This window comes from Mesorhizobium sp. M0571 (genome assembly GCF_040320985.1).
GTDB lineage: Bacteria > Pseudomonadota > Alphaproteobacteria > Rhizobiales > Rhizobiaceae > Mesorhizobium.
In genome coordinates this window covers 1-10,241 of record NZ_JAMYQT010000095.1, presented here as the reverse complement: position 1 = coordinate 10,241, position 10,241 = coordinate 1, and the positions used below count along the sequence as shown (strand labels likewise).

Below are 10,241 nucleotides of genomic sequence, written 5' to 3'. Positions count from 1 at the left end.
ACATTTCCCTTTTCAGCTCGTTTCACTTTGTGCCGCTATATCTCAAGGTGGCCGACGTATTTCTGACGTATAGATCTCAATCCATAAATGCTGCCTTCAGGGGGCCCCAGCCGATATGCCAGCCGCTGTCGAAGCACGTTTCGGCAATCGTGACGACCATCGGATTGATCCCGATGACGCCATGGCCCCCTATTTGCCGGCGGTTGGAAATGGTGTGATCGACCAACTGATCAAGTCGACGGCACGCTGAAGTATGGCTTGGGTCTCAGCATGGTTGGGTGAAGCGGCGATGATATGTCCGATCCAGTCTCGGTAATCGCCTTTCCTGTCGATCGGCGTCTTGGCTTTGATATTCAATTTGACCTCGGCGACACCCGGTACAGCAGCAGCCTGATCTTCGCCGACGATCCAATCAAGGGTGCCATCGCGATCGGGAACCAAGTGTCGCGCAGCGGCCACGCGCGTATGCCTTTTGCGCAAATCCCATTCATCGCCGATGACAAGCTTGATGTGTTCCTTGATGAGATCGACACCATATGCAAGCTGAGCCAGTTGAGGTCCGGGCGTGCCACCAAGTCGCGGGTTGACTTCAATGACGACTGGGCCTCGCTTTGTCCACCGGAATTCAATGTTCGTCGGTCCCCAGCCCAGATCGAGGGCTCGCAAACAGCTCAGCGAAATAACGGCGATACGCTCACACTCGTCCTGGGTGAGCATGGCCGGATAAGTCACCTCACGAAAGACGAAATGAGGTGGAGGACCGAACTCAGCGGCGATAATTTCAAATAGCTCATTTCCCATTATTGCAGCGCAATAATAGGGGCCTTGTACGAATTCTTCGACGAGTATCCTCGGCGACGACCGCCATATGTGCTTCCCGCCCAATAGATAGGTCGTATGTTCGGCTAACTCATCGACGCTGCGGCACAATCGGACACCGTAGCTGCCGTTGCCTACGGCTGGCTTAACAATTACCGGCAGCCCGATTTCCGCGGCAGCGCCTTCTACTTCCTTCGCATTCGCTGCCAGGCGATAGGCAGGTGATGGGATGCCGGCCTCTGCGAGGAGCTCACGTTGAGTGAATTTATCGCAGCATTGTTCTATCGATGCGGGGTTCGGTCCCGGTAAATCGAAATGCCGGCAGAGCTTGCCAAGTGTCGCATAGACCGCCTCCTTGGCGCTGGTAATGCCACCAATGTCGTAGGTCGCACGCAGCCGGGAACATTCGCGGATCAGCGCATCGAGATTGCCTGTATCGACACGGATTGCGTCAATCCCTTCCGTCGCAAGATAGTCGTACTGACCAGGATCGACCGATAGCGTAATTGGATGAAGGCCAAGATGCTGCGCCGCTTTGATGTATAGTAGACCAGTACCGTTGTCATTGCCTTCAATCAGGATGAGAACTCTTCTTGACATGATCTTTACTCCAACCGTGCTGTGCGGCTGTCCAGGCGCAATCGCTATCACTGACCTCCGACTTTGCGATCAAGGTACCACCGTGCGCGATTTCCAGTCGTAAAGACGTTGTAAATTTATTTGAAGGATCTGTTGCGACGCTTTGACTAGGCGGCAGTGTGGCACGGGTCAGGCGACCAACTTCGGAAGACTGCTCTCATCAGCGACGCCAGTTCGAGCAGTCAATGACGCGACGCTACGTTGTCTGGATAGCGAAGAGGCGGCGCTGATTTCAGCTGACCCCAGCCACGGCTTGCGCTCCGCCGGGACGAAGCCTGGCATCATATCCGCTGCCAGGCTTAGTCTGGGCCGCATTTCTTTGCCAATGGCGGATCGTTTCGTAGGAGACGACAATGCCGCGTTCAGCCGCATTTCTTCGACAAGGCGCAGGCTCAGCAAAAACCGAAAGTAGAGTCAAACCGCCTGGGAGATGCTCTGCGGTGGGGACGATAGCGCTTGCTGCTGATCGGCCAGGTGCCCCCTCAGACCTGAGCCCAACGGGCGAGCCCGGCGTCGGCGATAATCTTGGCGATCGCGGCTTTCTGTTCGTCTGCCAGCGGCAACAGCGGCAGGCGCGGGGCACCGGCGTCGCGGCCAAGCTGGCTCATCGTTTCTTTGATGGCCGCGTAATAGGCCCCGGACTGGAAGCAACGGTAGAAGGCGAAGACGTCGCGGCCGAGGTCATCCAACATCTTATCGCCAGTGAGCGCCTTGTCCCAGTAGTCGCGGATCAACGGTCCGGCGATCTGGTGCGCCATGGCGACGACCCCATGAGCACAAACGGCGCGGGCGGGCACGATCATTGTTTCGTAGCCGACGAAGACGCGGAGTTTGTCACCCACGCGCTGCACAAGCTCACTCACCTGAGTAATGACGCCGGAGCTGTCCTTGATGGCGACCACGGTTGGCAGGGCGGAGAGATGCTCCACCAACGCCGGAGTGATGTCGATGCCTGCGCGGCGCGGGCTGTTGTAGAGCATCAGCGGCAGCGACGTGTTGCGGGAGATGTGCTCGAAGAAGGCAACGATCTCACGCGGGCTCGGCATGGCGTAGATGGGTGGCAGGATCATGCCGCCAGCGCAGCCCGCCGCCACGGCCGACTGGCATGCTTCCAGTATATCCTCGACACGCAGGTCGGAGACGCCCGCCAGCACGGGCACCCGGCCGGCCACATGGTCAACCGCCAACTTGTGGAGGCGCGTGCGCTCGGCCCTGGTGAGAGCATAGAATTCCCCGGTGCTGCCAGCCGCTATGACGCCCCGCGCACCACTGGCAATGGCGTCGTCGATAAGCGCCTTGTATCGGGTCTCATTGACGGAGCCATCAGCTCCGAAGGGAGTGACGAGAACGGGAAAAATACCGCCCCAGTTTACATCGGCCATGGTCTATTATCCTTTGTTGTGAGATGTGGTTGAACGTACGTCCGCCGCTGCCGCGAGAGCGCCCAGCAGGCGGGCTTGTTCAGTAAAGCGGCCGACGAAGGCCGCAAGCCTCGGGTTTGCGCCCGACAGCAGGAGTTCACGCGGAGCGGCGCTGGCGGCGACAACGCCTTTGTCCAGGAAGACCACCCTATCGGCCAACTCATAGGCGAAGCTGATCTCGTGAGTGACGATAACCATGGTCATGCCTTCGGCGGCAAGCTGCCTGATGGCGGCAAGCACTTCGCCTACCAATTCGGGGTCCAGCGCCGAGGTTGGCTCATCGAACAGCATGATGGCGGGCTCCATCGCAAGCGCACGAGCGATCGCGATCCGCTGCTGCTGGCCGCCGGACAGCTGTGACGGGTATTTATGTCCGGCGTCGGGGAGTCCCATGCGGGTGAGGAGCTCGCGAGCTCGCGCCTCGGCTCGGGTGCGCGGCACTTTCTTCACCACCCGCGGGGCTTCGATGATGTTTTCCAGTGCGGTGCGGTGGGGGAACAGGTTAAAGTTCTGGAACACCATGCCGGTCTTCACGCGTCCGGCGTTTACCTGCGCGTTAGAGAGCTTTAGCCGTTCAGTTCTGGTGCGGCGAAAAAGAGGCGCGCCTTCCAGAACGATCTCGCCCTGGTCGGGCTCCAACAACAGGTTCATGCAGCGCAGAAGCGAGGTCTTGCCCGAACCGCTGGAGCCGATCAGGCAGACCACCTCACCGCGGCGGACGTCAAAATCGACGCCGCGTAGGACATGGTGCGTCCCGAAGGACTGGCCTTCCGCCTGGCATTGGAACAACGCCATGCCGCGTATGCTCAGAACGACTTCGGTGAATGTTGCGGTCATTACGCGGCCTCCTTGCGCTCGAACCGGCGCGACAGAGCGCTGAGGGGAAACAGGACGACGATGAAGATGGCGCCGATGACGGTGTAGACCTCCATTGGCCGGTAGGTGAAACCGGCTATGTAGCCAGCCTGATAAAACAGGTCGGGGATGGTTAGCACCGAGAGGAGCGTCGTGTTCTTGAGCTGCATGATGGTCTGGCCCACTAGCCGCGGCACCATGCGGCGCAGTGCCTGCGGCAGGATGATCCGGTTCATGCGCTGGACGTACCCCATGCCCAGCACAATGGCGGCGTCAGTCTGGCCACCGTCGATGGACTGGACACCGGCACGCAGGATCTCGGCATAGAAGCCGCTGGCATAAAACCCGAGACCGAGGACGCCCGCCGTTTCCTTACCGATCTGGATCCGAAGGAAAATGGGCGGTGCATAGTAGATCCACATAAGCAACACCAGCAGCGGAATGTTGCGGAAGAACTCTATCCATACTCGGCCGGTCCAGCGCAACGCCCGCCAGGGAGCAAGCTGAAGCAGCGCCACAAAGAGACCGATCGCAAGGCCAATGACGCACGTATAAAGCGTGTATCTCAGCGTGACGAGGAGACCCCACGCTAGAATGTCCCAATTCTCCAAGACGACGGAAGGATCGATTTCCACACCACGCTCCGTCAGCTGGGAAGGAAACCGGCGGACAGCGGATCATCCGCTTCCAGCACGAGGGTGGAAAATGCACTGATATGCGCCATGCCGCGCACCTCTGGGATAATGCCGGGTTGGCCGTCCTTGCCTTGAGCCACTTCCGCGACTTTGGCCATGAATGGCACCCCAAGGATGTTTTCGGCCCGGTAAGGGGCGCCAATCGCCAACTCCCCACGAGCGTGAAGCTGGGCCAGCCGTGCGGAGGTACCTGTGCCGCAGGGCGAACGGTCGAACTTGTTGCCTGCTAAAATCACCAGATGGCGGGCGCCACCCTCGATGGCGCGATGGAATAGCACGCTGCCTACCTGGTGACTGCTTGCAGCGTTGAGCGCCTCCTTGAAGGCCATGCCCGCCCGGCACCAGCGGCTGGCATGCTCGATGTCAAAGGGAAGATCGATCTGGCTCGCATGGACCAGGGCATACATTATGCCGCCATAAGCGATATCGCAGGTCACCGTGCCGAGGCCCTCGACCTCGACGGCTACATCGGCGCAGGCGAGATAGGATGGCACGTTGCGTAGCACCACTGAGGTCAGCCGGCCGGCCTCGAAAGTACCGGTCACATAGACGATACCCGCCGGGGTCTCGAGGGACATGCCGTTTTGCTCAAAGCCCGGCGGCAGTGCCCCCGTGGCGGCCAAGCTCGCGATGTAGCCGATCGTGGCATGGCCGCACATGTCGAGGTAGACGTAGGAGGAGATGAAGAACAGCCCCTGATCCGCATCGCGGGAGGGCGCGGGCACCGCTGCCACAATGGCGGCATGCCCGCGCGGTTCGTGAAGCAGCAGCCCCCTCAACCCATCATGGACCGCCCGGAAATCATTCCGCTGCTCGCAGACACTGTGCCCGCGCAATGGAGGGATGCCCGAGATGACCGTGCGAGTCGGGTGCCCGGCGGTGTGGCTGTCGATGATAGAGAAGAGACGGCTCGTGCGCATGGCGGTCAGCAGTACTTGTCGGACTGGGGAACCACCTTCATGTCAACGCCGCGCTCGAGCATGTAACGGGTGATGCGCGAACAGGCGAGACCCAAAGAATTCTGCTGTGACATCCAGTTCGCCAGAAAGTTGGCAAACCCAGCATTGCCTGGCTCACGACGGAGGCCGATGGTGGAGGGAATGCGCAGCACCGGCATAGGTACCACGGCCTTGCCGATGCCCTTGGCATCGAGGAAGGCGGCGTCCTGGTCGGCGACGATTATGGCGTCGACCTTGCCCGACTGAAGCTCCAGGATAGCTTGGTTGCGCGAGGGGATAACGACGATGCTGGCATTGGGGATGACTGACTCGGCGATGACCTGCATGGTACCGCCCTTCTGCACGGCGATGCGGGTCTCCTTGGTGTTCATCTCACGCCACGTCTTCGGCGCGAAGCCCGGTCGGGCAACGAGCGCCCAAATGCCCTCGACAATAGTGCCGGGCACATAATCGACGACGAGGCCGCGACGGGGGTTGGGGTTCAGTGCCACTGCGAGGTCAATCTTGCCGGCTTGGAAATCTGCATCGAGGTTGTCATAGCACTCGATCTGCACACCCAGCAGACCGGCGATATCCTTGCCCCAATCTACGAAGAGGCCACTCCATTCACCGGTACGCGGGTCGTTGATGTAGCCCGGCTCTTCCGCGACCATGACCGGGAACTTCAGCTTGCCACTCGCCTGGATGCGGTCGAGCACCAGGGAGGGGTCGTCTGCTCGAGCCGGCACCGAGGCCGGACCGAACAGCGTCGCCGCGCCAATGGCGGCAGCGACAATCCCACTTATCCAACGTCTCATTGAATCTTCCTATGCTGTTGAATTATGTCGAAAGGCTCTCCATTATTTTCAAACTAAATCCAGAACCGCCTTCACCTTCTGGCGCCATGTACAGCACAGCGTTCAGGACCCGCTGCAGGTCATGTTGCGGGGCGCCCGCGGCGGATTGTGGAGTCAAGGACAGGAGCCAGGATCGCCCACTCAGCATCACTGAGGTCATTGTCACACGGTGGGGCTGTCATGCCCCTTCGAAGGGCTCAACGGGCTAAACCCGATTTTCCAGACATTCTTTAGTAGGATACGATCGTCCCTAAGCCGTGCTGCTCTGCGATGTCGAGTATTGCTGAACCTATTGCGACATCATGTATCGCGAGCCCGAGATTGAACACTGCAATGCGATCAGCGTTGTGAATTCTGCCGGCGAGCCGTCCAGCGATGACACCGCTGACAGATCCAAGAACCCTGGAAATATCCCGATAAGGAGAGCCTGTAGCAATCATGTAGTTTTTGAATTGCTCGACGTCATCAGTCAACAATACATCCGAAGCCGTCGTTATATCCTGTGACCATCCGCGGACATGGACGGGCAGAACCAAGCTGCCCTCCTTGACCCATCCGAACTGGAATGCCACACCCTCCAATCGACTTGTCGCGGTCACTACGACGTCAGCGGTACGGATCGCGGCCTCAGCCTCTTTGACGTGAACTATTGTTGCTTTGGAAGAAGTCTGTTCAGCTAACTGGCTCGCAGCATTTTCATCGATATCTACGACATGGAATTCTGCAGCGGGGTGAATCAACGACAGAATTTTTACGTGGTAGAGGCCTTGAAGGCCGGCACCGATCACCGCTATCCTGTCCACGCGAGGCGGCGACAAATACTTGCTGGTGATAGCCGACGCTGCCGCTGTGCGAACTGCCGTCAGGTAAGCAGCATCCATCACGCAGACTGGTAGGCCCGTGTCCGGGTCGTTTAAAACCAAAAGGCCTGTAAAGTTTGGCAAACCAACTTTACGATTGCCGGAGTAACTGGCAACCCATTTAAGACCGCCTCGGCGTTGCTTGGGAAGCCAGCCGGCCATTGCGTGAACGAATGCGTCGTGCCTCGGGTAGATCCCGATCTTGGTCGGGTTCTCGAAGGCGCCAATGCCGTGATCACGAAGCGTCGCTTCGACAACATCTAATGCTGAGGCGAATGGCAAATTCGTCGCTGCCACGTCATTTCGACTCAGCCATCTTACAATAGGCGTCGTCATATTACCTCGTCTCCTAGTGTTGAGACCGGCGCTGGAACAGTCCGGTCCTTCGGTTTGGGAATGTCGGTATCCGAATGGGGCGACGCGACTTTCAAATGGTCTCTCGTGAACTGCCGCTAATCATGCAAAGATTTCGTGAGTTTTCTCCTATTCAGCGCGTGCAGATCCACGAGCGAACCGAGTGATCAGCTTCAGCAAGAGTTAGCGCATCCATCAAACCACACTCCCAAAGCCTACAACCTGAGGCTGCCGTTCGCCGGATCTTTCAGTGCCGTGAGCACCATTATTCTCCCGTCGTCGAATCGATGTTCTTCTGTAAGCATACGCTCCCTTCACGGAAAGGTGGTCTGCGCCGTTCGGAGTGTTGCCTCAATGTCGGAACACAAGAGCGGCAGTGTCGGAGCCAATAGATTATTGTTCTGATCGATGAACCGAAGAAATTCGTCGCTGTACATGCTCACGTAGTTGAGTTTTCTGACTGCTGCGGCCGATAGCGCCGGGATTGACGACAGATCCACTATGGTGCGAGGCTCCAACCGCAGAAGCGCGTTCCGAAGAATTGCTTGATATTCATCATTGACATCGGCGGTTGCGATCACAACGACCGACCGCGGTTCGCGTGCGTGCCCAATCTCTGCCGGGCGCATGAGCGCGACTGTTATGTCAGTGCGGCGGAGACGTTTGCGAAGGATCTTAGGATTCCGCGTTACGACTACCGTGGAACGGAATCGCTCCCCCACACCACTCCTGATGAGCCCACGACCCAGCATACCCGACCCGATGATGTAAAGGCGGTCGGGCAGCTCTCCATTCGGAAAACGATCAGCTATGATGTCTCGGACGATCTGATCGTAGTTGAACGATGCAATGAACCGCTGTCGCTCGCGTGCGGCACGACCTGTATCAATTGCCAACCGTGCGATCTGGAAAATCGGAAGTTTTGGATCAACAAATTCGATAGCCTTCACGAGCTGATGGCCGATGTAACTCTCACCGAGGATCTGAGAATGAGCGCCGGATGCAATCTCGGCGAGACGTTGAGCAATTGCGGCCGCACCTTCAATGCATTCGTATGAAAAACCAGAAAATATCGTGCTTTCGATATTTCTGAGTGCGGGCTCCTCACCATAGACCTCAACTCGTACACAAGTTGTGATCAGTAGAACTCCACCTCTCCCTAGTTCGGTCGCAAGTGGTTTAAGCTTCGCCGAACGCTGCGCAACTTCGAAAGGCGACGTTATCTGGTGATCAATATAGAGGCCGAGGAACTCGCTCATCCATCCCTCCTGATCTTGATCGGAGCCCAGTCGGCAGTTGACGCGGGATGCTGCCCTCGAATTCGAGATCGGTCACCGAACCTTTCCTTTGCCGCGAGATGCAGGACCGTGCCCTGCGCTTTCGGGTACAGGTGGGTGGGTCGGTTTTGGCCTCGCGCCCGGCGATGAGGATTTCCTGCTGAGGTCGATGAGGACAGCGAGTGCATTTCGGGAGGTGGCGGACTTGCAGAACCCTTCCGGGAGAATGCGGATCTGATGCAGACCTAACATATTGCTTCCTTTGGTCACTCGAGCGATGTCACGTCGGTTGGCAACCCGTGCCGCCTTGCGATGAGGAAGGAGCGAAATTCGTGCCAATTCTGCACAAAAGCCGCAGAAAATAGTGCTGCCATATTATTCAAGGGGTTCAATGAGGGTATGGCAGGACCCTGGCCGAACACGCCCGCGTCGTGAACCCGACAAACCCGACAGTCATGGCTGTCAAGTGAACCGAGACTTGGCCCCCACACGAGGCGGAAGGCTCTTCCTTTTCCGCCGTCGTGGTCGAATTCGAATGCCAGATGCCGGCAGGTCTTCCCTCAGCTTTTGCGGCGCTTCGCGACCGGTCTCGGTTAGGACAAGGGGCTCGTCACAGCGCCAACGCTCGTAATCCTGTTGATCGCTTCGGCGGGGCGCAACGTCGGTCCCGGAGCCGTTCCAGTGAGCGCGCCACCAGCGGTTCTCGGGCTCGACCGGCTTCACAGCGGGCCTGGTCGCGCCGCAGAGCCATTCCCGCTCGGATTGTCGCGTTTCTTCGACCTGGGCAGGCACCGCAATGGCGATGGCGATCCGATCGGGCGTTGAGAAGCTGCTTTTCGACCGCCGCATGGACCTGCGGGTGCGCGTTTGCTCTTGGTGCTCACGCACGAGCCAGCAACAGCAGCTTACTTTGGGGTGCTGTGCGCGTCATCGTGCGTAGCTTCTAAAGCGGGCCGACACCTTGGTCGGTGGCGCCGGTTCGTCATGGCGCAGCGCCGTGCAGCCAAAAGCGCACCTGCAAGATCCAGTTCACACGCGGCCAGCCCAATCGCGTCCAACTCGGCCGCGAGCTGATCGCAATCACCCGCACGACCTTGGCCTACCTGAAGCAGGCGAGCGAGCGAGCACACCGTCCATTGCACTGCGGCAAATCCAGGACCACTATCGGCCGCTGGTCGAACGCATCATAAGCCGGCGAGCCGGTGCCGGCCTGGCGAGAAGCTTATCAGGCTGTTCGAAGAGCATGAGATATCATCGTCAAAGGCACCCGCGACAGTACATCGCAGCTGTCCCGCCGGCAGCGCCGGTATACGCCTGATCGTCGCAGAGCACGGCATTTTTGTCGATGATCAACACTTCCTGACCCTGCCTATACTCGTTAACACCCGCCGTCTGCGCTGCTAGAGCGAGAATGAATGGTCTCAGTGTCCGTTCCAAAAAGAGTTGAGTGATTTCAGCAGGTTGTGATTCTGTCGGATTTGCGAGATTCGATGGAGATCACGATGGCCTGGACTGAAATCACCCGT

The 10,241-nt window shown here is 58.6% G+C and carries 9 protein-coding genes and 1 pseudogene; 2 read left to right on the top strand and 8 right to left on the bottom strand.

The window, feature by feature from the left end:
- Positions 1-189: 189 nt before the first annotated feature.
- From NKI85_RS36580 to NKI85_RS36545, 8 genes are all read right to left on the bottom strand, one after another.
- Entirely contained in the window at positions 190-1,419 is a 1,230-nt protein-coding gene (locus tag NKI85_RS36580) for an ATP-grasp domain-containing protein (RefSeq protein ID WP_352780674.1), read from the bottom strand.
- Positions 1,420-1,940: 521 nt separating this feature from the next.
- Positions 1,941-2,840 carry a dihydrodipicolinate synthase family protein gene (locus tag NKI85_RS36575; RefSeq protein ID WP_352780672.1) on the bottom strand — a complete coding sequence of 300 codons (900 nt, stop codon included), beginning with the start codon at positions 2,838-2,840 and terminating at the stop codon, positions 1,941-1,943.
- Positions 2,841-2,846: 6 nt separating this feature from the next.
- On the bottom strand, positions 2,847-3,716 hold the full coding sequence (locus NKI85_RS36570) for an amino acid ABC transporter ATP-binding protein (RefSeq protein ID WP_352780670.1): 870 nt from the start codon (positions 3,714-3,716) through the stop codon (positions 2,847-2,849).
- Positions 3,716-4,369, bottom strand: coding sequence for an amino acid ABC transporter permease (locus NKI85_RS36565; protein WP_352780668.1), 654 nt, complete (start codon positions 4,367-4,369; stop codon positions 3,716-3,718). The genes NKI85_RS36570 and NKI85_RS36565 overlap by 1 nt, the downstream gene beginning before the upstream one ends.
- An 11-nt stretch (positions 4,370-4,380) precedes the next feature.
- Positions 4,381-5,349: a proline racemase family protein gene (locus NKI85_RS36560; RefSeq protein WP_352780666.1), complete on the bottom strand. Its 969-nt coding sequence runs from the start codon at positions 5,347-5,349 to the stop codon at positions 4,381-4,383.
- A 5-nt stretch (positions 5,350-5,354) separates the two neighbouring features.
- Entirely contained in the window at positions 5,355-6,185 is an 831-nt protein-coding gene (locus NKI85_RS36555; protein ID WP_352780664.1) for a type 2 periplasmic-binding domain-containing protein, read from the bottom strand.
- 269 nt (positions 6,186-6,454) lie between these two features.
- Positions 6,455-7,420 (bottom strand): ornithine cyclodeaminase family protein, encoded by a 966-nt coding sequence (locus NKI85_RS36550; protein ID WP_352780662.1) that lies wholly within the window; start codon positions 7,418-7,420, stop codon positions 6,455-6,457.
- 332 nt (positions 7,421-7,752) lie between these two features.
- A complete protein-coding gene (locus NKI85_RS36545; protein ID WP_352780659.1) occupies positions 7,753-8,697 on the bottom strand; it encodes a Rossmann-fold NAD(P)-binding domain-containing protein in 945 nt (314 codons plus the stop codon).
- Positions 8,698-9,396: 699 nt separating this feature from the next.
- Between NKI85_RS36545 and NKI85_RS36540 the strand changes: the two genes are divergently transcribed.
- On the top strand, positions 9,397-9,540 hold the full coding sequence (locus NKI85_RS36540; protein ID WP_352780658.1) for a hypothetical protein: 144 nt from the start codon (positions 9,397-9,399) through the stop codon (positions 9,538-9,540).
- A gap of 68 nt (positions 9,541-9,608) precedes the next feature.
- Positions 9,609-9,992 (top strand): annotated as a pseudogene (locus tag NKI85_RS36535) (ISNCY family transposase); the annotation flags it as partial.
- Positions 9,993-10,241 lie beyond the last annotated feature (249 nt).

Coding starts and splice junctions, on each gene's coding strand:
- NKI85_RS36560 (WP_352780666.1), bottom strand. CDS start 5,349: ATGCGCACGAGCCGTCTCTTCTCTATCATCGACAGCCACACCGCCGGG.
- NKI85_RS36555 (WP_352780664.1), bottom strand. CDS start 6,185: ATGAGACGTTGGATAAGTGGGATTGTCGCTGCCGCCATTGGCGCGGCG.
- NKI85_RS36580 (WP_352780674.1), bottom strand. CDS start 1,419: ATGTCAAGAAGAGTTCTCATCCTGATTGAAGGCAATGACAACGGTACT.
- NKI85_RS36550 (WP_352780662.1), bottom strand. CDS start 7,420: ATGACGACGCCTATTGTAAGATGGCTGAGTCGAAATGACGTGGCAGCG.
- NKI85_RS36575 (WP_352780672.1), bottom strand. CDS start 2,840: ATGGCCGATGTAAACTGGGGCGGTATTTTTCCCGTTCTCGTCACTCCC.
- NKI85_RS36545 (WP_352780659.1), bottom strand. CDS start 8,697: ATGAGCGAGTTCCTCGGCCTCTATATTGATCACCAGATAACGTCGCCT.
- NKI85_RS36570 (WP_352780670.1), bottom strand. CDS start 3,716: ATGACCGCAACATTCACCGAAGTCGTTCTGAGCATACGCGGCATGGCG.